Genomic DNA, 20,238 nt, shown 5'->3' with positions numbered 1-20,238 from the left:
ACGCATTAAGGCTGCATTTTTATATTCGCCTGATGCAAATGTCAATGGGAGCATGAGCGACTATATCATAGAATATTATTTTTTCACGGAGGCTGATATGAAAGAAAAAATATTGATAATAGAAGATGATCCGTTGATACGGAATGAATTGAAAACGCTGCTGCAAAGCAATGGCTATGAAGCGGCGGCTCCGGAAGATTTTTCTGATGTGATTGATCGGATCAAAGCCGAACAGCCACACTTGATTTTACTGGACATCAAGCTACCGGGAACCAATGGCTTTTCTCTCTGCACCGAGGTTCGCACATTTTCCGAGGTGCCGATTATTTTTGTGACAAGCTGCAACACGGATATGGATGAACTGAATAGCATCATGCTGGGCGGAGACGCTTTTATCACGAAGCCCTATAACACAGCAATCCTGCTTGCGAAAATTGCTTCTCTGCTGAAGAAAGCCTATCCCGCACAGCAACGGGAACAGATCGCCTATGGAGATGCGGTGCTGCATCTGGAATCCAGCAGTTTGGACTATCATGGACAGAGCGTAGAACTTACTAAGAACGAATTGAAAATTCTCTATTACCTGTTCAAGAACGGAGGGAAAATCTGTTCTCGTGGAGATATGATTGAGTATTTGTGGGACAATCAGCTATATGTGGATGACAATGCTTTGAGCGTCAATATCAACCGCATCCGGGAAAAACTGGCGGGCATCGGTCTGACGGATTTTATCAAGACAAAGCACCGACAGGGGTACACGATATGAACAGCAGACGATATTGGAAAAACAGGCTGCCATTTCTGCTGACGAACCTTGTTTGTATGGCTGCACTCACTGTATTTTTGCTGGTGTGCGGCAATTCGGTTTCCGCAGTAGTATTGATCCTGATTGTATGGGCATTGGTTTTGCTGATGGGACTTGTCCTCACTTACTGGAAACGAAAGCGGCAGATGAAAAAACTTCTGGATATGGCAGAGCAGCTCTCTGAGAGATACCTTATTTCCGAAGTGATGGAGCTGCCGGAGCAGGCTGAGGATCAGGTTTACTATCAGCTTTTGAAAATGGCTGGAAAATCCATGTTGGAGCAGATCGGGGAGGTCGAGCGGGAACGCCTGGAGTACAAGGAATACATTGAACAATGGATTCACGAAATCAAAACGCCCATTACTGCCATGAAACTTCTATGTGAAAACCATCGGATGGACTGGACAAAAGAACTTCTGCTGGAACTGGAAAAGACCAATCGCTTTACCGAACAGGCTCTTTATTATGCCCGCAGTGAGCATACAGAGAAAGATTATTCTGTCCGGGAAATGGCACTGTCCCAAGTGGTGCATCAGGCGATTGCAGATAATAAATATCTGCTGCTCCAAAGTGGTATGCGTCTGGAGGTGGAGGAAATGCAGGACACGGTTTATTCAGATGAAAAGTGGGTGCGCTTTATTCTGAACCAACTGATTGCCAATGCGGTCAAGTATCGTACGGAACAGCCGGTTCTCCGCATTTCTACTCATAAACGGCAGGATCAGGTTGTTCTTGTCGTGGAGGACGATGGAATTGGGATTGCTGCGTCCGATCTGCCCCGTATCTTTGAAAAGGGATTTACCGGTCAGAATGGTCGTATGGTCCAGCAGTCCACAGGCATTGGCCTGTACCTATGCAAACGGCTTTGTGAAAAGCTGGGCATTGGCATTACGGCGGAGTCGTCGGAACATGGCACAGCAATTTCCCTTTCTTTTCATATTAACTGTTTGATTCATGAAGTGCAGAGCTGAGAACCGTTCTGCACTTCTTACATTTTTGTTAGAACTTTGTAAGAAAACTTGATACAAACGAAGCCGCTCTTATTTTACAATAGAGATCAGAGGTGATAACAATGAAAGAAATTTTGAAACTGGATCATATCCAAAAATATTACGGAAATAGTGGGAATGTTACAAAAGCAATTCAGGACATCAGCTTTTCCGTTCAGGAGGGGGAATTTGTAGGAATCATGGGAGCATCCGGTTCCGGCAAGACCACCCTGCTCAACTGTATTTCCACCATTGATACCGTCAGTGCGGGACATATCTATCTGGATGGAACCGATGTGACGGAAATCAATGAAAAACAGATTGCCCGGTTTCGCCGGGAAAATCTTGGATTTGTGTTCCAGGATTTTAACCTGCTGGACACGCTGACCATTTCGGAAAACATAGCCCTGGCGCTGACCATCAACAAGGTTCCAGCAGGCGAGATTGATGGACGGGTGCGGGAAATGGCCGGAAAGCTGAATATCATGGATATTCTGGATAAGTACCCATATCAGGTGTCCGGCGGCCAGAAGCAGCGGTGCGCCTGTGCCAGAGCCATTATCAATCAGCCTAAGCTGATTTTGGCGGACGAGCCTACCGGCGCATTAGATAGTCATTCGTCCCAGATGCTGCTTTCTACGATCCAGAGTATCAACGAAGATCTCGGAGCCACAATCCTGATGGTGACACACGACGCTTTCTCGGCAAGCTATGCCAATCGTATTCTCTTTATGAGGGACGGGGCGATCTTTACGGAAATCCGTAAGGGTGGTGATTCCCGCAGGACTTTCTTTGAAAAAATCCTGGATGTCCTCACCATGATGGGAGGGGGCATGAGTGATGTACGCTAAACTCATTTTCAAAAATGCAAAGCGGTCTGTGAAGGACTATTTGATTTATATTGTGACCATGACACTCTGTGTCACCCTGTTCTATGCGTTTTTATCTATCAGCAGCACCCATTATCATCCGACCATTGGTGCGGAATATAATATTTCCCTGCTGGCTGGAGGTATGAAACTGGCAATTTGCGGGATTAGTCTGCTTCTTTTGTTCCTGATCCACTATGTCAATCGTTTCATGCTGAGAAAAAAACAATCGGAGTTTGCAGTTGAGGCAACCTTGGGAATGGAGCAAAAAACCATAGGACTGCTCTTTTTTGGAGAGACTTTTTTCCTGCTCATATTCTCTGTGTCGGTGGGAATCCTTCTGGGGATGATCGTTTCTCAGGTCATTACGGCTGTGCTGCTTGCTTCTTTTGGGGAACCCTACGCTTTTTCTTGGTCTTTTTTTCCAGATACTGTGCTGCTGACCGTGGGCTTCTTTGTTGTTTGTCAGATTCTGGTTGAAGTCGGGAATGTCAGAATTCTCAACAAAAGCAGGATTATTGAACTTATGACGGCAAACCGTCAGAATGAAAAACCGCTTCATAAAAGCAGATGGATGCCGATGATCTGTATTTTCTATGGCATTATGCTGCTGTGGATGCTGGAGGTAGGTGCTGTAAAATATCATTTTTACTTCGATCCCAGACATCCGCTTCCTGTAAAGCTCATGTATTGGGGGAATGTCCTTTTCCCTGCACTGACGCTGCTTTGGGCAATCGCAGGTGCTGTTTTACACAGAAAAATAGGATTTTCCCGATATCTTTGCGGGCTTCTGGCTGGTGCTGTATTGACCGCTATCCCGATTTTTTCCATCGCAGAACTGGAAAAAGCCTACTTCCTTGGATTTGACGCCCCAACTCTGAATCAATATTTGCTGTTTGGGGTTGCGGATATTTTGTTTATCATTTCCGCAGTCATTTATTTATCGAATGCGGCGCTCCTATACTGGAAGGAGTCTAAAGTGTCCCGCAAATATCACAATACGAGTTTATTTCTGTTTGGACAGCTTTCCTCTAAGCTGGCTACCAATACGAAAACGATGACGATAATTTGTGTGACCCTGACTTTTTCTATCTGCTTGTTTGTCATTGCGCCAGTTTTGACAGGATGGAGTCTGGGCTATTTGGATAGTCGGGCAGTCTATGATATTCAAATTTCAAGCCGCTACAACGATGTTTATGAAGTGGAAAATCTTCCGGATACAGACTATGGGGAAATTACTGCGTTTATAGAACAAAACAACATAGCGATAAAGGACGATTTGACTTTTTCGGAATATCTTCCCCAAAAAAGCGACTTTCACCAGCGGGTAAAGTACGATTTTCCTCCCTTGGCAATTGCACTGAAGGATTATAACGCTGTTCGGAAAATGTTGGGATATGAACCTATTACCTTACAAACGGATGAATTTGCTACCCACTGGCATCGTGCGGCAGAGGACAAGGATATTGAAAACTACATCGCTAAGCATACCTTACTGGAAACTGACGCAGGCACCCTGAAACTCAGTGAGAACGCCGTGTTTCAGGAGCCTGTGGGGGAATCTATCTATAATCTTTATACAGATGTGGTGTATATCATACCTGACGAGATAGCGCAAGTCTTGCTTCCGGTACAGAGCAACCGATTTGTGATGACCCAATATCCGCTTCCCTTCAAAACGGCAGAAATGCTGGAACAGCTTCTTGGGCGTTCTTATCCAGAAGATCCTGATAAAGACAATCTGGCAGGATACAGTACAACTGTCCATACTACGGAAGTGAACCGTATAATCGCCCTTAACTTTATCCTAAAAGCGTCCTTGATCTATGGTGCAATTGTGCTGATGGTGATGTGTCTTACCGTGCTGGCTCTTCAGCAGCTCCTAGATGCAGAAAAAAACAACTACAGATTTTCGGTTCTGCGAAAAATGGGAGTGGAAGAGAAGGACCTGCATACTTTGGTTCTAAAACAGCTTGGTGTTTGGTTTGGAATGCCGATCACAGCGGCAATCGTTTTAGCAATGATTGTGATTGGCTATTTTCTTCAAAGTGTTTCTGCTGAAATCTCAGCTTATATTGGCTGCGGAGCCTTGATGCGGCAAATAGGTATCATTGTCGGGATTTTCGCTTTGCTGCTGAGTTGCTATTTTCTCAGTACATGGCTGCTGTTCCAGCGTTCAATTCGCAGCAACTCCGATAGTGTAAGGTGATGGGAGGAAGATATGTACTGGAAGTTAGCAATTCAAAATATCTGCAGAAGCCTGCGGGATTATATCATTTACTTTGTGACGCTTACCTTGACTGCGGCATTGATGTACTCATTTTTGGCATTGGGCTTTTCATCAGATGTTCTTGCTATGGCAGAAAATATGTCGATGCTGACTACTGGAATTTTGCTTATGTCAGCTCTGGTTGCTTTTCTGTCCTCGTTTGTGATCGGTTATGCGATCCGCTTTATGCTGGAAGGAGTTTGCAACCTACGAACTGATTGGCATGGAAGCAAAGACAGTACGGAATTTGTTCCTTGCTGAAAACAGTATCATCGGTACAGGAGCCTTTCTGCTTGGTTCTTTGGTTGGCACAGGGCTTTCCGGTTTGCTGAATCAGGTGGTAAAAAATATCTTTGAGGTGCCGCATACCTATCAGGTTTCCTTTTCTCTCCAGGCATGGGCAGTAACATTTTTGTTTTTTGCCTTGATGTATGGTTTTGGGATGCTCCGAGCAGCAAAGATTATCCGGCATCAGAAAGTAATCGATTTGCTGTATGATAACCGCAAGAATGAAGAATACCGTTTTAAATCATGCAGTCGTAGTCTTCTGGTAGTATTGCTTTCAATAGCCGCAATGGTTGCAGGCGTGATTTTGCTTGGGCGGATGCTTCAGACACAAACCAATGAAGCATTTTTGTACCTTGGCGGAGCCTGCCTGCTCATTCTGGTGGGGGTTTACGAGCTGCATCGCCAGATTCCGCTTTTGCTGCACCGATTTGCAAAACAAAATCTGCGCCATAAGTACAAAGAAGAAAATCTGTTCTTCCTGGGGCAGATTGGGCGGCGCATCCATTCTGCTGGCCGGACAATGGCTGTGGTGGCGATTCTTTTAACCATATCTCTGGCAACCATGTTTGTGGGGCTTACCATGGGAGCAGGCTACAAAGCCAACATGAAAGCCTATTATCCCTATGATGCAGGCGTGGCGATTGATGCACCTTTGGAAAAATCCAACATGGATTCCATCGTTTCCTTTACAGAGGAGCATTGTGGAGTCGAGGATTCTGTGAGTTATTATCTGTATGCGGTTCCTGAAAAACCGATCGAAGCCTTGTCCTTGTCCGACTATAACCATTTGCGTGAAATCCTGGGGCTTTCTCCTGTTTCCATGAGCAACAACGAATTTTTGGTTCATTGCGATACATGGAACTATATGGACGGAATCCGACAGGGCTTGGCGCAGCAGCCGGAGATCACATTCAATGGTCGGACCTTGTCTGCTGCGGAAACGCCGATCCTGACGGAGCCGATGGAGCAGTATCAAATGGCCGGAACGAAGGGATATGTACTTGTTCTGCCGGATGAAGCAGCTTCACAATTCGTCGGAGAAAAAATCCGTCTGGCGATGAAACTGGAAGATGGCGGATACCCGGAATTGAAAAGCGACTTGAAGCAATTCCTGAACAGTGGGAAATGGCAGCCGGAATTGCAGTCCGGTCAACAGCTTCCGGAAAAAGTAACGATGGGTGTTACAGTAAAGGCGTGGGGCGTTGCCAATTCGCTGACGGGATTTACAGCTATTTCGTTCTGCGGATTGTATTTAAGCATTATTTTCATCATTCTATCCTGCTCGGTTCTTGCATTTGAGCAGCTTTCTGCCATAGACAAAAACCAGAAGAATTATGCAGTCATTGACCGTTTGGGTGTACCGAGCCACAGGCAGGCTTCCCTGATCCGCAGGGAACTGTCCACAGTCTTTTTGATCCCACTGCTATTCCCTCTTTTGCTGACGGTTTTACTGATCACAGGGGCACAGTTCTTTTTCGGAGAGGCAATCTTGCAGCAGGGACTTGTACCTCTTTATGGTCTGGTGACGATCCTGCTATTCTGTGCAATCTACCTGACCTATTTTGGTGCAACAATGTTCTTATTCAAACGGGTTATTCTTCGACCGGAAATGAGATAAAAATTGAATTGCTACAAAAATGAAGCAATTCCGCCTGTTTTCTTGCCGAAAAAGAAAGAGGTTAGGAGATTTCTGCAACATTTGGCCTTTATCATAGAGTAATAAATTAGAAATGCTGATACCTTACACCATGCAAAGGAGTGGATTACTATGGCAAACAAAGAAAAGCGCTTTGAAACAATCTATACACAGGGAACTTCCTTGAGTATTGTTGTAGACACCGAAACAGGTGTAAACTACCTTGTCCATGATACGGGGATTACCCCTTTGCTGGATAAAAACGGAACAGTCGTTATTACTGAAATAAACAAGTAAACTTTATATTGGTTGCAGGGTATCAGCATTCTAATTATGAATAAGGGAGGGACATATGGGAAAAATCTTTGTATTGTCGGTAACAGACCATGAAGAATATATACTTAGCAGAATTATGGAGATTATTGCAGCCGAGCCGGGATTTGACCATATTGTGTCATCTCACCCTTGTAATACTCTTGTTTTTCCGGGATTGGAGCTTCGCCTGAAGGAGAGAACTGTACACCGAAACGGCGAGTTGATTTCTATGACCCATCGGGAATTTGCGACATTGGTATACTTAGCAAACCACCCATCCTGGGTATTTTCTGCCGGGCAGATCTATGAAGAAGTGTGGGGTGAGGATGGTGAAAACTGCGGAACAGCCGTTGCCAGCGTCATTGGTCAGATCCGCAGAAAACTGACTCCGGATATGCCGAAAGCGGGTTATATCCGTACTGTTTTGGGGAGCGGATACAAATTTGAAGTTCCGCAGGGTATGGCAGAATAGAACAATCAAATATATATTAGCTGCGATATTATGAAGCAGTCCAAAGCGGGAAACCCTTATGATGGGTCTCCTGCTTTTTGTTTTCATAAAAATAGTGTGTGATTGTTGAGAATAGGCGTCATATAGGCGTAAAGGATATGTATAAAGTAAAAAGGAGGTATTACATATGCTTATTGGCGTTGATCATGGCAACAAACAAATTAAAACGGTTCATTGCAACCCCTTTGTGTCCGGTCTGAAGCAGAGTGTCACCCGTCCCTTTGGACAGAATGTACTGAGGTATCAGAATACCTACTATACGCTGTCTACTGAGCGGATTCCTTATCGGAAAGATAAAACGGAGGATGATCGCTTCTTTATCCTGACCCTATTTGCTTTGGCTGGTGAGATTGAAGCGAGGGGGGCATATTCCTCAGAGGTGCAGCGTATCCAACTGGCGGTAGGGTTGCCGCCGGCACACTTTGGCGCCCAGGTGGAGCGGTTTACACAATACTTTGGGCAGCGGGGAATGGTAGAATTTGAGGTGCAGGGCAAGCCGTACTCCATCTATATTGAAGATGTGGCCTGCTTTCCCCAGGCTTACGCAGCAGCGGCCACCATGCTTCACACGCTTGTGGAGGAGCCCAAAGCGGTAATCTTGGATATTGGCGGGTTTACTGCCGACTATCTGCTGATGAAAAACGGAGAGATTGACCTTACCTCCTGCGATTCGTTAGAAAATGGTGTGATCCTGTTGTACAATAAGGTGCGTTCCAAGGTGAATTCGGAGCTGGACCTGCTGTTGGATGAAGGAGATGTGGACGCTATCCTGATGGGGAAGAAGACCCAATATCCAGACGCAGCTATACGGCTGACAGAGCAGATGGCACAGGAATTTATCAATGATCTGTTCAGCACGCTGCGAGAGAGGATGTTGGATTTGCAATACTGCAAGGTAGTATTTGTAGGCGGTGGCGCCATTCTTTTGAAGCGACAGATCGAAACTTCGGGCAAGGTGGGAACACCATTCTTCGTACCGAAAATCAATGCAAATGCGGATGGCTATGAGTATCTGTACCGGATTGAAACAGCAGGCAGGTGATGGTATGGGCGAGAAAAAAGAACGAGGGCGGTTTACGCTGCGATTCAATGAGGGAGATCCCATACACGAGACTGCCATTGGATTACTGGAGCTGCAGAGTCCACGTACAAAAGCACAGTATGTGGCAAATGCAGTGGTCTACTATAATGAGCACTTTGGGCAAGAGCCGCAGCCGCTAAATGCTTCAATCATCAGCAAAGAAGCGGTGGTGGCTATCGTCAAAGAGATTTTGCGGCAGGAAGGTATGGGACAGGAAAAAGCAGAAGAGCAGATTCCTACAGCCAGATTGGTGGAGAAGCCTGCAGCGCCTGTGATGCTTTCGACTGCACAGGAAGTGGACGATGATCCGGAAATGGACGATAGGACACGCAGCCTGATTGCCAGTACTTTATCTGCGTTCCGCAGCCGGGGATAATCAAAAGAGGCATGGGAGCCAGTGATGCTCCTATGCCTCTTCCTGTATGGCCGCGATAAAACTGTCTAAAATATCTTCAAAATGCCTGTATTGTTTGGGTGTTAGTGTGGAAATCTTCTCCATAAGAAGGGAGGAATCTGTTTCTGTGATGACGCCTCGCAACAAATACTCGGTGCTGATGTTGAGTGCATCACAGACTTTAAGGATCGTTTCAGGTCTCATAGCCTTTTGACCCAGTTCTGCGGTGGAGATGGTCTGTGGTGTGACATGAGCCAACTCTGCCAGAGTTTCCTGGGTCATATTCAGTTGTTTCCTCCGGTCGAAGATCCGTTTGCCCATATCTTTCAGTAGATTATCCATGCGTCACCTCCATGCTATAGTTACATTTTATCCTCTATGACATGGATTATTAAGCGGTCATGGTTGATTTATCTCGTCTATGGCAAGTATAATAGACAAAGAAGTATGCTGGGAAAGGAGAACCATATGAACAGTTTTTCGTGTGTGATTACAGGCCACAGACCGACCCGTTTTAAGTTCAAATATAACGAAAAGGACAAGCGTTGTCAGCGGATCAAAAAATGTCTGCAGGAGCAGCTTATACGGCTTTATAATCAGGGAGTACGATGCTTTTGGGTTGGGGGAGCAATGGGAGCTGATATGTGGGCAGCAGAGATCCTGCTGCGAATGAAAGAACAGACAATGTATCAAGATGTGGAATTGTGTCTGGCTCTCCCTTTTGAGGGTTATGATGCAGGCTGGGATGACTGGCATCGAAAGAGGATGGGGTTTATTCGCAAATATGCTGCGAAGGTCTTAATCTTGGGTGAAATGCCATCAAGTGACAATTATAAGAAACGCAATTACTATATGGTGGAGCAGGCCGGATATATGGTGGCTGTCTATGACAATACACACAATATGCGGTCTGGAACCCAGCAGACTGTCAACTATGCAAAAAAGAAAGGACTCCAAATCATTTATATCCATCCAGATACGGCACAGGTAACGACGGAAGATGCAATTTTATGGAAAAAATAAAGGAACAGCTCCAAAACAGGAAAGAGGTGTGACCGTTTTGGAGCCTGTTTTGTCATATAATGTCGAACGATTTTCTCTTTTCTCGAAGGTGATTCCAACGCTACTCCAAAAGTTTCCGAAAACTGTCAGTTACACTGTAATTATGGCAGTAATCCCAAAAATCAATGAAAATTCGATAAGCGGAGGTGGGGGTATGAGATCAGTACGATACCCAATGAAAATCGGAAGAAGAAGGCGGTCTTTATCCTGACAATAAGGATGGAGGCCGCCTTTTGTTTTAATTTAATAGAATAGCTGGAATAGCATTTGAAAAAAGTATTATTTCACAATTTAACAATTATCAGCAGGGCGGCAGCGTTGCGCTGCCATATCGCGAAAGAAAGGGGATGATGCAGGCCGCCTGTGTGCCGTCCGCATAACTGCGGACAGGGAGTAACGATGTTATGGAGAAAGGATTCCACAACATCGAGCAGTTCATTGCTTTCATAACTCCAGGACACACGGCTTTTCATGAACGGCTCTCAATAGGGGTATATCGTCGAGGTAGGACAAGAGAGTTTTCTCTACATAAAGATAAACCTCCACCTGCCCGGACGGCATCTATTGAACTGCTCGATGCAGAAATTCAAGGAACAGCTGGTTTTGTCCATTGGTACAAAGCTGGCTGTTTTTCTTTATCTCAGCCAGATTTGGTCCGGTGCAGGTCACCACCAGAAGCTCAGGAAATCCATCGGAATTCTTGAGACTTTTGGAGGTAAAGCCATGTGGCAACGGAACAATGGGCAGGCAGAAGATGACCTGCAATTCAGGTTTACAGCATATTTAGTTTCGGCGGTCAAACGCCGCAGAAAAGATTATTTGATCCAGCTCTATAAGCGCAACAGTATAGAGAGTGCTGTAGAAGCGGTCTATGAATCCGAACCCAGCTCAGAGGAAGTGGTCTTGGACAGATTGCCGCTTATGGATGTCATTGAGAATGGAGTGCTTCTGGAGGCGTTGCAGAAACTCAATGAACGGGAACGCCAGATATTTCTGGCTCGAACGCTGGAGGAAGAAGATTTTGAGACGCTGGGACTAAAGTTTGGGCTGTCCTATAAAGGGGCAGCGGCACTTTACTACAGGACGATTCAGAAAATCAGAAAGTGCATTGAAGGAGGTGACAAAAAATGAATTTTGAATGTCTGCTTCTCAGCGCCAAGGCTGGCAACGAGGATGCCATTACGGCAATCTTACAGATGTACCGGCCATTGCTACTCAAGTATGCCATTATTGATGGCGTACTTGATGAAGATTTATACCAGGAATTGAGCATTATTTTACTGAAGGCAATCAGCCTGTTTAGGATTTAAGTCAATGAGAAAGGCTCCGAGATCATTACGGCCTCGGAGCCTTTCTTACTGACTTAAAAAGGAGAACTGTTAAATTTATACCCACTGCCCAGTACGGTGCGGATATAACCGCCCTTCGGCGTGTCTGGCGTCAGCTTGCGACGGATCTGACCGATGACGCTGGCAACTGCAGTACCGCAGTGTTCACCGTCTTTATCCCATACGGCCTCATAAATCTGGCTGGCTGAGAATACCCAGCCAGGATGACGAGCCAGATATGTAAGGACTGCAAATTCATGGTAAGTCAAAGCGATGAGGGTACCGTTGCAATATACGGTTTGTTCCTTTAGCCGAATTTCAAGACCAGGGAAGGAAAGTGCAGACTGCGGTGGAGATGGTGCAAGGTGGATAAACTCTGGCTCATCCGCAATAAGCTCCATAATTTTGTTGATTATATGTTCTTCATGATCAGGAATGGACAGAATCAGAAGTTTACCCATTTTGCTCACATCCTTTCTCCTTACACACTTTGAGACAACCAAACTTCATGGAAATATAGAATATAAAATGCAAGGATAATTTATATAAGTGATTTCCACAATTTGTTTGATTTCATATGGAACTAAATAACATGGATCCTATTTGATTTCTTGTGCAATAAAAGCGTGTTAGACAACAGAGACTTTGGTACCTTAACATCTGGCATTTTTCAGCCTATTAGTTGTTCCACATAGGTAATCAGAGGGTGCAGTTGTTTCAGGCGAAACATCTTAAATAACTTATCTGGATTTACCCATTGAACATCCACAACTTCTGTTTCCTGTAAACGCATTTCTTCAATCTTTATATCCTTATGAAATAGCCAAACATCGTAAAAATCCTGCACATTTTCCCGTCTGGTCTGATAAATCAATTTTTCACTTCCGGGAGTAAGCAGTATTCCTAATTCTTCTTTTACCTCTCGGATTGCTCCTTGCAAACTGGTTTCCCCGGAAAGTACAGAACCACCCGTACATTCCCAATAAAGAGGGTATTGCTTTTTCGGATGCCGCTGTGATAAAAGATACTGCCCCTGCTGGTTGACAATCCATACACTCACAGATAAATGATACAGCCCTTTGGGTATGATTTCTCCACGGCACACTGCTATTCCAGACTTTTCCCGTTTTGCATTATATAAATCCCATTTTTCCATTTTCATACCTCTTTGTGTGGGATCGGTGCTTGCCGGAAATCAAGTAAGTAAATATCCGCAATCCTTTCTATTTCTGTACGCTGATCTGCGGAATACTTATCATAAATCCCACCTGCTAACATACGGGCTGCCTTTGCGCTTTTAATTGCTGGAAGCACATCATCAAACACAATACAGTGTTCAGGTGCAACCCCTAATTTTCTTGCGGCCAATTCAAAGACATCCGAATATTCTTTTCCCCGCTGAACCTCATCTGTTGAACATAGAGCGTCAAATAATTCTAAAATAGAATTGTTCTTTAAGCATGGAATATAGAGATTTTCCGGCAACCCCGTAGCAACTGCAAGTTTTATTCCATGTTCTTTTAAGCGCAGAAGATAATCAAGGGCATAGGGCAGCAGACCGACATGGTTCCTGTATTCCTCGACCGCCATATTATTCCATTCCTCAATAATTCCCTCTACCGTTTCCTGCAATCCAAAAAGATCAATGGTATATTGTGCGGCTTCCTCAAAACTCCTTGCACATATTTCAGTTACATAATTATCTGGGACAGGAAGATTTCTCTTTTTCAAAAACTGAATATCTATATGCTCCCATACATCCATTGAATCCAGAATTGTTCCATCTAAATCAAAGATTGCCGCATTAAAATCCATGTTTCTTTTCCTTTCCGCAAAATAAATCTTTCAGTTCCGCAGCAGCAGCTTTTATATCGGACTGCGCTATGATGGCAGATACAACAGCCAGTCCGTCAATTCCCATGGGCTTGAAACGCCCTGCATTTCCTTTATTGATACCGCCAATAACAACTATCGGCAAAGAAACGGCTGTGCGGATTTTCTGTAATTCCTCCATTGATACAGATTCAGCGTCGGTTTTAGTTCCAGTAGGGAACATTGCGCCAACTCCCAAATAATCCGCACCATCCTGCTGTGCTTGTATTGCTTCTGCAATGGAAGAAGCAGATACCCCCAACAGCATATTTTCCCCAATTACTTTGCGGACGGTAGCCGCAGGTAAATCATGTTGTCCAATATGTACTCCCGCAGCCTGCACAGCCATTGCAATATCTATCCGGTCGTTTATGATAAGGGGAATATGGTATCTCTCCGTAACCTGTTTCACGGCAACCGCCTGATTATAAAATTCCAATGAAGGCAATTCTTTTTCTCGGAGTTGTATCATTGTGCAGCCTCCTAAAATTGCCTGTTCCACCGCTTCTGTCAGGCTATCGCAGCTCATTAGTTGACGATCAGTAACAAGATAAAGTGTATAATCAAAGTTCATTTTGCACCTGCCTATTCTTTAGATAAACCATGCTGATACAATTCGTAGAAATGGTGCGTCGGGCCACAGCCTTTTCCAATCGCAAGGGAGTGTTCGATTGCCGTTGTGACATAAGCCTTTGCCGCTTCGACAGCAAGCGGAATACTTTTTCCCTTTGCAAGCTGGGAAGCGATTGCAGAAGAAAAGGTACAGCCTGTCCCATGAGTATTTTTCGTATCAATGCGGGCTGTTTCAAAGTGGTGGAAATTTTCTCCATCAAATAGGACATCAACGGCATTTCCTATATGATGTCCGCCCTTGACAACAATCGCCTTACAACCCATGGCATATATTTTTCTTGCGGCAGCCTCCATATCTGAAACTGTGGAAATCTGCATATCCGCTATTTTCTCTGCCTCTGGAATATTTGGAGTAAGCACATCGGCCAGTGGAATTACAGTGTCTATCAAGGTGGAAACCGCCGCAGGATTCATCAATGGGCAGCCATTTTTGGCATACATAACCGGGTCGATTACAATATTTTGTGGCTTATATTGTAATAGTTTCATTGCCACTGCTTTCATACATTCTGGCGTAGAAAGCATACCAATCTTTACTGCGTTCACTTCAATATCTTCAAACACGGCATCAATCTGTTTTGCAATCATATCCGGGGTAATATCTTGGATGTCGATAACGCGGCTGGTGTTCTCTGCAACAACAGAAACAATAACACTCATTCCAAATACGCCGTGAGCAGAAAAAGTTTTCAAATCAGCCTGAATACCTGCACCTCCGCTGCAATCTGATCCGGCAATGGACAATACTTTTTTCATTTTGCATTTTCCTCCATTCTCTCGTTCCGATAGGCCATCTTCCAAAAAGCAAGCTCTAACAAACTTGCTTTTTCAAAAATATCAGCCAGATACTTTTTATTTGCTACTGATAACCCGGCACATTTATGCTCTGCAAAAGCAGACCATTCTTTGCAGCTTTCTGCATATTGTTCATCCGCATAATCTTTGATAAAGTCCCAATATCTTGACTGTCTGCTTGTAGGAACAGCCGCCAATTTTCGGAATATATAGCTGTAACTTAGCATACAGGGAAGAACCGCCATTAAAATTTCTTCATTCTTTCCATGTGACGCAATCTCAAACATGAAATCAATGTAATTTTGATTTTCAGGCAGAGGAGCGATCAGTTCAATATCATTATCCGTCATGCAAAATTGCTTTAGATAATCCAGGCGCACTTCTGATTCCGTATCATTTACAAAATTCAGCATGGAATAGTAAAGCTGAATTTCTCTTAATGTATCAGCATGAAAAATTGCCTTGCCGTATATACGGGCATAGTTTTTCAGATAGATACTATCCTGAATCATATATCTTTTGAATTTTTCAAGAGGTAGCTTTCCAGTTTGCACTTCCTGCACAAATGGGGTAGCTGCACATTCTTCCCAAATGGGAATGTTGTGGGTTAAGATGTCTTTCATAAATGCCATGTTTGATCCTCCTAAGATAAAAAAATAGAGCCTCTAAAACAATTAGAAGCTCTTTCAGACGCAATACGAGCGTAAGAAATTGCTTCCCTACGCCGGTATTAGCCGACAGGTCCAGAGGTCAGGTCTTACCTTTTTCAACTTGTTCAGTTCCCTCGCAAACACATATCATATCTTATTCAATTAAAAAAGGACATTCCCAAAACAGAGAATGTCCAAAAAATACGAATCTGTATTCTTTAGCTCCCTGCGTTGGTATTAGCCAACAGGTTCAAAGGGTCAGGTTTTAACCTTCTCAACTACAAGGTAGTCCCCCTGCTTGAATATCATTATAGTTAGAAAGTCCCCAAAAGTCAAGTCTACGCATTTAGGACGGTAAAAGTCCACGGAAATCAAAGGTTTTTCCGCATGGTCGGCTAGATAAAGTTATCCTGTTCCCCTCAAAACGAGGTTCTAAATGCGGGAAAACGGACAAAAAAGGAGAGACAGATGTGGAGGATTTGACACCTTTTCGCCGACGTTTTTTATCACTGGGTTACAGTAAGGGGCTAATGTATCCTAAAATAATAGCTTTGTTTTATCCCTCAATAGAATTTGTGGCATCTAATTTTTCATAAATATTTTGGATATGATTATGGTGCGGTATATAAAGAGAGAAAAACGCACCGAATACAGAGCCGATAGGCATACTGTATCCGGTGCGTTGTAAATTTTTAACCTTTCAGATAGTAATGCACATAGGCATTATAATCTCGATGCCGGGTGACTAACCGCAGCCAGATATAAAAGTGGGCAGTTTCCGAATACAAATTGAATTCGGTGGGCTCGCTGGTGGGCTGGGCGTACCCTCGGCAGAACCGTGTCAGGGTATCCAAATTCAGAAACTCCGGCAGTTGGAACAGCGCATTCTGGAAAGCATCAATTTCACGGGCAACTTCCAGAACAGGCGTATCCTTTTGGCACTGATGCCAGGTGGTCCACCATTTCCATCCGTCATAATCAGAACGGGAATAGGCTATCTCGCTGGCAGGACGGGAGCCCTGCTGAAACAGATCTTCAAAGGTGCAGGAAGTAGTCAGCAACGGATTTTCAAAGTCGGTCTACTGCTGGCTCAAACCGTTTTTGACAGCTGCCCATTCTGTTAGAGGGAGTGGGCAACGGTTGGCATCACGCAGGGCTTCATCCATACCGCACGCCTCGCAGATATGGACATCTGCATAGCGGCTCAGGGCGTTGATGACCAGCCTGCAATCCAGCGGCTGACCACACCGAAGACACAGGGGTGGTTGCTCCGCCTCTGGGGTAAACAGCAGTTTGTCCTGCTGCCACATGGTTTCCAACAGGGATTTGGGATAGATACGGATCTTCATGATGATGTCCTCCTATTTTATCGTGTTTAATATTCGTACCGTTTCCTTCGGTCTTCAGACCAGGGAGGGTAAACACGCAGCTCATCCTGGAACATGGTCATCAGATCGCCTGCCATGTCCTCTTTGCGCCGATAGATGCACTGCTTCTCCGTACCATCGGCATAGCGGATGATAGTCTGGAGTGCGGGACCTTTCTGTGTGAAGATGAATTTGCGGCCATGAGAAGGATCAGATGCCTCAATCCAGAGGGGCAGGGTGGAGGAACTCCCATCCAGACACCGCCAGCCGCTGTAATCGGTGTAGCTGAACCCGTTGATTTCCCGCGCCAGTCTGCGCAGGGCAATATACAGCCGCTCAAAGTGGCACCCCAGTTCGCCTTTCTGATGCCGGATGTAGAGGGTGTGCCCCTCATGATCCAGGGCATCCAGTTCTTTGCCATAAAACAGGTATTCAGGGTAAAGACAGCCATCCGATTCAAGAATTTGTCCAGTGGGTTCCGCAAGGTGATTGTCTGACAGCCAGGCCGGAAAAAGTTCGTCTGCGGCTTTTATATTGATGAAAGCGCAGTGGTCGGGCCGGATTCCGGTTAAGTTGGTGGTAAGGGTTTCCCACAAAATCAGGATGCCATGATCCTTTTCATAAAGCTTGATGGCGAGATTGCCGTTGGGATATGTACTGATTTTCAAAGTAAGCTGGGCTCGGTGTTCGCCCAGCGTAAATGCGAGAGTATTCATAAGCGTTTTCCTCCAAAGAAGTACCGGCCGCCTGCAAAAATGCAGATTGCCGGTGCTTGTTGGTGTGTGTTCCGGACAAGGAAACCGGAGCAGGGAGAGGAATGCAGTTCCTCTCTGGTCATCGTCAGCTACACAGCCAAAATCTTTGACTCGAACTGATAGCGCAGAACCTGAGCCAGCTTTGTCCTGTTTTCACAAGTAATGCGATAGGTAGGGCCATAGTTATTCCGCTGTTCATCCATCCTTCGAATGGAAATGCTAAATCGGGTGCCCTCCTGGGTGATCCACAGACGCCTGCCCGTGGCAGCATCTTCAGCGATAATCCATAAAGGGCGCTGCATGGTCATATAGGTCTGGGGGTAAGCACGCCAGCCGCTGCGGTCATGGTAACAGAAACCGGGGGTTGTCTGCCGCCTTTCATTCAGTACATCATAAACTGCCTTATATTTCATGCACTGCACCGCCTTTCAAAGTTTTTCAGGTAGCCTGCATACCCTTCCGGATCCAGTTCCTGCAGCCGGTTGGCACGAAAACGATATTCGGGATAGGTGCAGAACCCGCTCTGCATGGTGCGGCCGGTGGGGATAGCCAGACCATGTCGGATGAGCCAGGTGGGAAATTCCGAATCGGCATTGGTGTCGATAAAGGCATGGTCTTTTTGCCGCTGACCGGGCAGGTTGACGGTGAGAGTCGCCCAGGGTTCCGGGTCACCGCTTTCCCATGTCACCATTTGTATGGCAAGGTTTCCATTCAGGTAGGAAGTCACCTGCAGCTGGATGGGGTGCGTGGCACCAAATTTCTTGTAAGGCAAGGTAACAGGTGCAGCATCAGTATCAGTATCAGGCTCTCCATCCTCTACGCCCAGTTCCCAACTAAGGGACAAAATCTGGCTCTGGCTCAGCGTGCGGGTATATTTCTTTGCGTATTTTGGCTTGAAGAGCAGGGCACCGTCCTGCAGGAGCAGCTTTCCTTCCTTTTGGTCCTGAATACAGCGCAGGCCATGCAGACGGGGCTTTGCGCGCTCCACCGCATCGTGGATCTTTGGATGGTCAAACCATATGGAATACTGTACGGCTACATTGAGATTGGGATGCTCCTGAAAGCGTGAGCATAGGAGATCCAGTACCTGTTGACAGACTTTTTTCCGTTTCTCCAGCGTTTGACGCTCGTTAAAGGTCAGTGTGAAGTACGAGAAATCCCGTTCGGATGCGTCTGCGGCGCCGCTAAAGGGATTACACCAGAAGTACAGATCCCATCGGTCGCTGCCATAGGACACAGGGATATTTTCGTCATACTGGTAGCAGACAAAGTCCTGTGCGATGGCTTCCATGACGGGTTTCATTGCTGCGCTGCTCTCCAAACTTGCCTGACGGATATATTGTTCCCATTCTTCGCAGGTGTGACTGTCATAAAACTGTTTGTTGGCTGCGGCCTCTGCTTCGGTGCATAGGGACTGCAGGCGCAGGGAGTGGACATCTTCTTTGGCATAGCCTTTTTCAAACCATCTGGTATCAATATTCATATGAGAACGATCTTCGCGAATTTTCATTTTGCATCCTCCTTGTGTATAGTTGCTGCATTTTTTGACGCAGTGTGGTCATTGGTCTTTCCAGTCATAGAGCCGACCATTTCTTTCAGACTGGCGATATACTGCTTCCATGCCTGTCTGGATTCTTCAGCACGCTTCAACTCGGCAAGCTGTTCTTCCGGTGACAGGGCTTCAAACTCGCATTGGCGGCAGTCCCTATCAATATCCAGAAAGATGCGGTTCAGGATGGAGAGAGCCAGTTCTGTAACAGTGGGGCTGTGTTCGTCAAGTGCTTTGCGTCCCTGACGAAACAATTCCAGATAGCGCTCATATTGCTGTTCGCTGATGAATTCCCAGCCGTAGGCTTCCTGGATGTCGCTTTCGCTATGGTATTGCATAGCTGCTTCAAATTCTGCCTCGCGGTCTGCGGCTTCCTTTTCGATGTGCCGCTTGAGCTTGGCGCGGATGCGCTCCAAGTCTTTGAGCAAAAGCTTGCAGGCTTTGGCCTCCATGAGATAACCGTGTGCTTCGCTGTTTAGATATTGCTGAGATGTATTTTTCATGCGGCAGCTTCCTCCTTGGATTTGGATTGAACAAAGAGTAGGAACCCGTTGCTGGTATCCTCCAGAAGCTGCCATGTACCATCCCGCCAGACGCAGGCGGTTGCATCGTTGTAGACTTCCGGCGTCTTGGGCGGGTCGTCAAAGCATTCCGGCGTCACATAAAGGCACATATGTCCCATATAGAAGGGCTGCAGAGCTGCTTCTATCTCTTTGCGCAGGGCAAGGGCGAGGGATTCGATCTCGTCAATATCCTGGCGCTGAAAGGCAGCATCTGAGATCTGTTTGAGCCGCTTGGTTTGCTTCACAGCTGCATCTATATAGGGTACGGCCTCATCAAAGTATTTGTGTTTGATCCGCATACCGTCAAATACCAGAAAGCGGGTATAGGCGGTAGCGGCTTTACAGATGTCTTGCCGCAAGGCATCAAATGGTTTTTTGTACTTGGTTTTCAGCACCTCCATGGATACGACCTGCAGATTGCGCCGCAGGGTTTCCAGATGGTTCACTAAAGTGGTGCGTAGTTCATCTCGTTCCATAGGCATCCTCCGTGGGTAACTTCCGGGCGGT

General features: G+C 45.7%; 27 protein-coding genes and 1 riboswitch. Of the genes, 13 read left to right on the top strand and 14 right to left on the bottom strand.

The genetic code is table 11. The features are described 5' to 3' along the window. Positions 1-97: 97 nt before the first annotated feature. The 10 genes from OCV63_RS05165 (at position 98) to OCV63_RS05120 (ending at position 9,139) form a co-directional block, all read left to right on the top strand. Complete coding sequence (locus OCV63_RS05165) at positions 98-766, top strand: response regulator transcription factor (RefSeq protein WP_118668494.1); 669 nt, start codon at positions 98-100, stop codon at positions 764-766. Next, the gene (locus OCV63_RS05160) at positions 763-1,776 is read left to right on the top strand and encodes a sensor histidine kinase (RefSeq protein ID WP_118668495.1); all 1,014 of its coding nucleotides are present in this window, start codon (positions 763-765) and stop codon (positions 1,774-1,776) included. Before OCV63_RS05165 ends, OCV63_RS05160 begins: the two co-directional genes overlap by 4 nt. 101 nt (positions 1,777-1,877) lie before the next feature. Next, the gene (locus OCV63_RS05155; RefSeq protein WP_118668496.1) at positions 1,878-2,645 is read left to right on the top strand and encodes an ABC transporter ATP-binding protein; all 768 of its coding nucleotides are present in this window, start codon (positions 1,878-1,880) and stop codon (positions 2,643-2,645) included. Continuing rightward, positions 2,635-4,872, top strand: a complete 2,238-nt coding sequence (locus OCV63_RS05150) for an FtsX-like permease family protein (protein WP_158362625.1) — start codon at positions 2,635-2,637, stop codon at positions 4,870-4,872. The genes OCV63_RS05155 and OCV63_RS05150 overlap by 11 nt, the downstream gene beginning before the upstream one ends. Before the next feature lie 12 nt (positions 4,873-4,884). Next, positions 4,885-5,193 (top strand): hypothetical protein, encoded by a 309-nt coding sequence (locus OCV63_RS05145; protein WP_227595903.1) that lies wholly within the window; start codon positions 4,885-4,887, stop codon positions 5,191-5,193. Beyond that, positions 5,156-6,838, top strand: coding sequence for an FtsX-like permease family protein (locus OCV63_RS05140; protein WP_243102642.1), 1,683 nt, complete (start codon positions 5,156-5,158; stop codon positions 6,836-6,838). The genes OCV63_RS05145 and OCV63_RS05140 overlap by 38 nt, the downstream gene beginning before the upstream one ends. A gap of 150 nt (positions 6,839-6,988) precedes the next feature. Next, positions 6,989-7,153 (top strand): DUF6440 family protein, encoded by a 165-nt coding sequence (locus OCV63_RS05135; RefSeq protein WP_117497604.1) that lies wholly within the window; start codon positions 6,989-6,991, stop codon positions 7,151-7,153. A gap of 55 nt (positions 7,154-7,208) precedes the next feature. Further along, positions 7,209-7,643 (top strand): winged helix-turn-helix domain-containing protein, encoded by a 435-nt coding sequence (locus OCV63_RS05130; protein ID WP_029465871.1) that lies wholly within the window; start codon positions 7,209-7,211, stop codon positions 7,641-7,643. 166 nt (positions 7,644-7,809) lie between these two features. Then, positions 7,810-8,724 carry a ParM/StbA family protein gene (locus tag OCV63_RS05125; protein WP_118638070.1) on the top strand — a complete coding sequence of 305 codons (915 nt, stop codon included), beginning with the start codon at positions 7,810-7,812 and terminating at the stop codon, positions 8,722-8,724. Further along, a complete protein-coding gene (locus OCV63_RS05120; RefSeq protein WP_243037021.1) occupies positions 8,687-9,139 on the top strand; it encodes a hypothetical protein in 453 nt (150 codons plus the stop codon). Before OCV63_RS05125 ends, OCV63_RS05120 begins: the two co-directional genes overlap by 38 nt. A gap of 30 nt (positions 9,140-9,169) precedes the next feature. Here the strand turns inward: OCV63_RS05120 and OCV63_RS05115 are convergent, their stop codons facing one another. Next, the gene (locus OCV63_RS05115) at positions 9,170-9,499 is read right to left on the bottom strand and encodes a helix-turn-helix domain-containing protein (RefSeq protein ID WP_118638066.1); all 330 of its coding nucleotides are present in this window, start codon (positions 9,497-9,499) and stop codon (positions 9,170-9,172) included. A gap of 36 nt (positions 9,500-9,535) precedes the next feature. On the opposite strand from OCV63_RS05115, the gene OCV63_RS05110 reads away from it, so the two are divergent. The 3 genes from OCV63_RS05110 to OCV63_RS05100 all read left to right on the top strand — a co-directional run bounded on the left by OCV63_RS05110 (position 9,536) and on the right by OCV63_RS05100 (position 11,529). Beyond that, the gene (locus OCV63_RS05110) at positions 9,536-10,180 is read left to right on the top strand and encodes an SLOG family protein (protein ID WP_118638064.1); all 645 of its coding nucleotides are present in this window, start codon (positions 9,536-9,538) and stop codon (positions 10,178-10,180) included. A 615-nt stretch (positions 10,181-10,795) separates the two neighbouring features. Beyond that, positions 10,796-11,350 carry a sigma-70 family RNA polymerase sigma factor gene (locus OCV63_RS05105; protein ID WP_118523219.1) on the top strand — a complete coding sequence of 185 codons (555 nt, stop codon included), beginning with the start codon at positions 10,796-10,798 and terminating at the stop codon, positions 11,348-11,350. Further along, on the top strand, positions 11,347-11,529 hold the full coding sequence (locus tag OCV63_RS05100; RefSeq protein WP_003501974.1) for a helix-turn-helix domain-containing protein: 183 nt from the start codon (positions 11,347-11,349) through the stop codon (positions 11,527-11,529). Before OCV63_RS05105 ends, OCV63_RS05100 begins: the two co-directional genes overlap by 4 nt. 53 nt (positions 11,530-11,582) lie before the next feature. On the opposite strand, the gene OCV63_RS05095 is transcribed toward OCV63_RS05100, so the two are convergent. The 13 genes from OCV63_RS05095 to OCV63_RS05035 all read right to left on the bottom strand — a co-directional run bounded on the left by OCV63_RS05095 (position 11,583) and on the right by OCV63_RS05035 (position 20,207). Beyond that, positions 11,583-12,008: a winged helix-turn-helix domain-containing protein gene (locus OCV63_RS05095; RefSeq protein ID WP_003501975.1), complete on the bottom strand. Its 426-nt coding sequence runs from the start codon at positions 12,006-12,008 to the stop codon at positions 11,583-11,585. 209 nt (positions 12,009-12,217) lie between these two features. Then, positions 12,218-12,703: an NUDIX hydrolase gene (locus OCV63_RS05090; protein WP_003501977.1), complete on the bottom strand. Its 486-nt coding sequence runs from the start codon at positions 12,701-12,703 to the stop codon at positions 12,218-12,220. A gap of 2 nt (positions 12,704-12,705) precedes the next feature. Further along, positions 12,706-13,362, bottom strand: a complete 657-nt coding sequence (locus OCV63_RS05085) for an HAD family hydrolase (RefSeq protein WP_003501979.1) — start codon at positions 13,360-13,362, stop codon at positions 12,706-12,708. Next, entirely contained in the window at positions 13,352-13,993 is a 642-nt protein-coding gene (thiE, locus tag OCV63_RS05080) for a thiamine phosphate synthase (RefSeq protein WP_003501982.1), read from the bottom strand. The genes OCV63_RS05085 and thiE overlap by 11 nt, the downstream gene beginning before the upstream one ends. Positions 13,994-14,004: 11 nt before the next feature. Then, on the bottom strand, positions 14,005-14,808 hold the full coding sequence (thiD, locus tag OCV63_RS05075) for a bifunctional hydroxymethylpyrimidine kinase/phosphomethylpyrimidine kinase (RefSeq protein ID WP_003501984.1): 804 nt from the start codon (positions 14,806-14,808) through the stop codon (positions 14,005-14,007). Next, positions 14,805-15,479 (bottom strand): TenA family protein, encoded by a 675-nt coding sequence (locus tag OCV63_RS05070; protein ID WP_003501986.1) that lies wholly within the window; start codon positions 15,477-15,479, stop codon positions 14,805-14,807. Before OCV63_RS05070 ends, thiD begins: the two co-directional genes overlap by 4 nt. A gap of 224 nt (positions 15,480-15,703) precedes the next feature. Further along, positions 15,704-15,803, bottom strand: a riboswitch (TPP riboswitch). A gap of 386 nt (positions 15,804-16,189) precedes the next feature. After that, entirely contained in the window at positions 16,190-16,558 is a 369-nt protein-coding gene (locus OCV63_RS05065) for a hypothetical protein (protein WP_262670653.1), read from the bottom strand. 18 nt (positions 16,559-16,576) lie between these two features. Further along, positions 16,577-16,846 (bottom strand): hypothetical protein, encoded by a 270-nt coding sequence (locus tag OCV63_RS05060; protein ID WP_262670652.1) that lies wholly within the window; start codon positions 16,844-16,846, stop codon positions 16,577-16,579. A 26-nt stretch (positions 16,847-16,872) separates the two neighbouring features. After that, positions 16,873-17,580, bottom strand: coding sequence for a DUF4313 domain-containing protein (locus OCV63_RS05055; RefSeq protein ID WP_158362483.1), 708 nt, complete (start codon positions 17,578-17,580; stop codon positions 16,873-16,875). 128 nt (positions 17,581-17,708) lie between these two features. Then, entirely contained in the window at positions 17,709-18,032 is a 324-nt protein-coding gene (locus OCV63_RS05050) for a hypothetical protein (protein ID WP_003501992.1), read from the bottom strand. Next, entirely contained in the window at positions 18,029-19,129 is a 1,101-nt protein-coding gene (locus OCV63_RS05045) for a DUF4313 domain-containing protein (RefSeq protein WP_003501995.1), read from the bottom strand. The genes OCV63_RS05050 and OCV63_RS05045 overlap by 4 nt, the downstream gene beginning before the upstream one ends. After that, positions 19,126-19,671, bottom strand: a complete 546-nt coding sequence (locus OCV63_RS05040; protein WP_003501997.1) for a hypothetical protein — start codon at positions 19,669-19,671, stop codon at positions 19,126-19,128. The genes OCV63_RS05045 and OCV63_RS05040 overlap by 4 nt, the downstream gene beginning before the upstream one ends. Continuing rightward, entirely contained in the window at positions 19,668-20,207 is a 540-nt protein-coding gene (locus tag OCV63_RS05035) for a hypothetical protein (RefSeq protein ID WP_003502000.1), read from the bottom strand. Before OCV63_RS05035 ends, OCV63_RS05040 begins: the two co-directional genes overlap by 4 nt. Positions 20,208-20,238: the final 31 nt, after the last annotated feature.

Origin of the sequence: Laedolimicola ammoniilytica (assembly GCF_025567165.1) — a bacterium.
Classification (GTDB): domain Bacteria; phylum Bacillota; class Clostridia; order Lachnospirales; family Lachnospiraceae; genus Laedolimicola; species Laedolimicola ammoniilytica.
Note: the sequence above shows the minus strand (reverse complement) of the source record. Positions and strands in the feature narration are given on the sequence as shown.

What these genes read in the sequence shown, in the direction of transcription:
- OCV63_RS05085 (WP_003501979.1), bottom strand. Translation starts at nt 13,362, where the DNA reads ATGGATTTTAATGCGGCAATCTTTGATTTAGATGGAACAATTCTGGAT.
- OCV63_RS05110 (WP_118638064.1), top strand. Translation starts at nt 9,536, where the DNA reads ATGACATGGATTATTAAGCGGTCATGGTTGATTTATCTCGTCTATGGC.
- thiE (WP_003501982.1), bottom strand. Translation starts at nt 13,993, where the DNA reads ATGAACTTTGATTATACACTTTATCTTGTTACTGATCGTCAACTAATG.
- OCV63_RS05045 (WP_003501995.1), bottom strand. Translation starts at nt 19,129, where the DNA reads ATGAAAATTCGCGAAGATCGTTCTCATATGAATATTGATACCAGATGG.
- OCV63_RS05090 (WP_003501977.1), bottom strand. Translation starts at nt 12,703, where the DNA reads ATGGAAAAATGGGATTTATATAATGCAAAACGGGAAAAGTCTGGAATA.
- OCV63_RS05120 (WP_243037021.1), top strand. Translation starts at nt 8,687, where the DNA reads ATGAGTATCTGTACCGGATTGAAACAGCAGGCAGGTGATGGTATGGGC.
- OCV63_RS05160 (WP_118668495.1), top strand. Translation starts at nt 763, where the DNA reads ATGAACAGCAGACGATATTGGAAAAACAGGCTGCCATTTCTGCTGACG.
- OCV63_RS05140 (WP_243102642.1), top strand. Translation starts at nt 5,156, where the DNA reads ATGGAAGCAAAGACAGTACGGAATTTGTTCCTTGCTGAAAACAGTATC.
- OCV63_RS05040 (WP_003501997.1), bottom strand. Translation starts at nt 19,671, where the DNA reads ATGAAAAATACATCTCAGCAATATCTAAACAGCGAAGCACACGGTTAT.
- OCV63_RS05155 (WP_118668496.1), top strand. Translation starts at nt 1,878, where the DNA reads ATGAAAGAAATTTTGAAACTGGATCATATCCAAAAATATTACGGAAAT.
- thiD (WP_003501984.1), bottom strand. Translation starts at nt 14,808, where the DNA reads ATGAAAAAAGTATTGTCCATTGCCGGATCAGATTGCAGCGGAGGTGCA.
- OCV63_RS05115 (WP_118638066.1), bottom strand. Translation starts at nt 9,499, where the DNA reads ATGGATAATCTACTGAAAGATATGGGCAAACGGATCTTCGACCGGAGG.
- OCV63_RS05130 (WP_029465871.1), top strand. Translation starts at nt 7,209, where the DNA reads ATGGGAAAAATCTTTGTATTGTCGGTAACAGACCATGAAGAATATATA.
- OCV63_RS05060 (WP_262670652.1), bottom strand. Translation starts at nt 16,846, where the DNA reads ATGAAGATCCGTATCTATCCCAAATCCCTGTTGGAAACCATGTGGCAG.
- OCV63_RS05055 (WP_158362483.1), bottom strand. Translation starts at nt 17,580, where the DNA reads ATGAATACTCTCGCATTTACGCTGGGCGAACACCGAGCCCAGCTTACT.
- OCV63_RS05070 (WP_003501986.1), bottom strand. Translation starts at nt 15,479, where the DNA reads ATGGCATTTATGAAAGACATCTTAACCCACAACATTCCCATTTGGGAA.
- OCV63_RS05165 (WP_118668494.1), top strand. Translation starts at nt 98, where the DNA reads ATGAAAGAAAAAATATTGATAATAGAAGATGATCCGTTGATACGGAAT.
- OCV63_RS05145 (WP_227595903.1), top strand. Translation starts at nt 4,885, where the DNA reads ATGTACTGGAAGTTAGCAATTCAAAATATCTGCAGAAGCCTGCGGGAT.
- OCV63_RS05135 (WP_117497604.1), top strand. Translation starts at nt 6,989, where the DNA reads ATGGCAAACAAAGAAAAGCGCTTTGAAACAATCTATACACAGGGAACT.
- OCV63_RS05095 (WP_003501975.1), bottom strand. Translation starts at nt 12,008, where the DNA reads ATGGGTAAACTTCTGATTCTGTCCATTCCTGATCATGAAGAACATATA.
- OCV63_RS05100 (WP_003501974.1), top strand. Translation starts at nt 11,347, where the DNA reads ATGAATTTTGAATGTCTGCTTCTCAGCGCCAAGGCTGGCAACGAGGAT.
- OCV63_RS05035 (WP_003502000.1), bottom strand. Translation starts at nt 20,207, where the DNA reads ATGGAACGAGATGAACTACGCACCACTTTAGTGAACCATCTGGAAACC.
- OCV63_RS05150 (WP_158362625.1), top strand. Translation starts at nt 2,635, where the DNA reads ATGTACGCTAAACTCATTTTCAAAAATGCAAAGCGGTCTGTGAAGGAC.
- OCV63_RS05125 (WP_118638070.1), top strand. Translation starts at nt 7,810, where the DNA reads ATGCTTATTGGCGTTGATCATGGCAACAAACAAATTAAAACGGTTCAT.
- OCV63_RS05105 (WP_118523219.1), top strand. Translation starts at nt 10,796, where the DNA reads ATGCAGAAATTCAAGGAACAGCTGGTTTTGTCCATTGGTACAAAGCTG.
- OCV63_RS05050 (WP_003501992.1), bottom strand. Translation starts at nt 18,032, where the DNA reads ATGAAATATAAGGCAGTTTATGATGTACTGAATGAAAGGCGGCAGACA.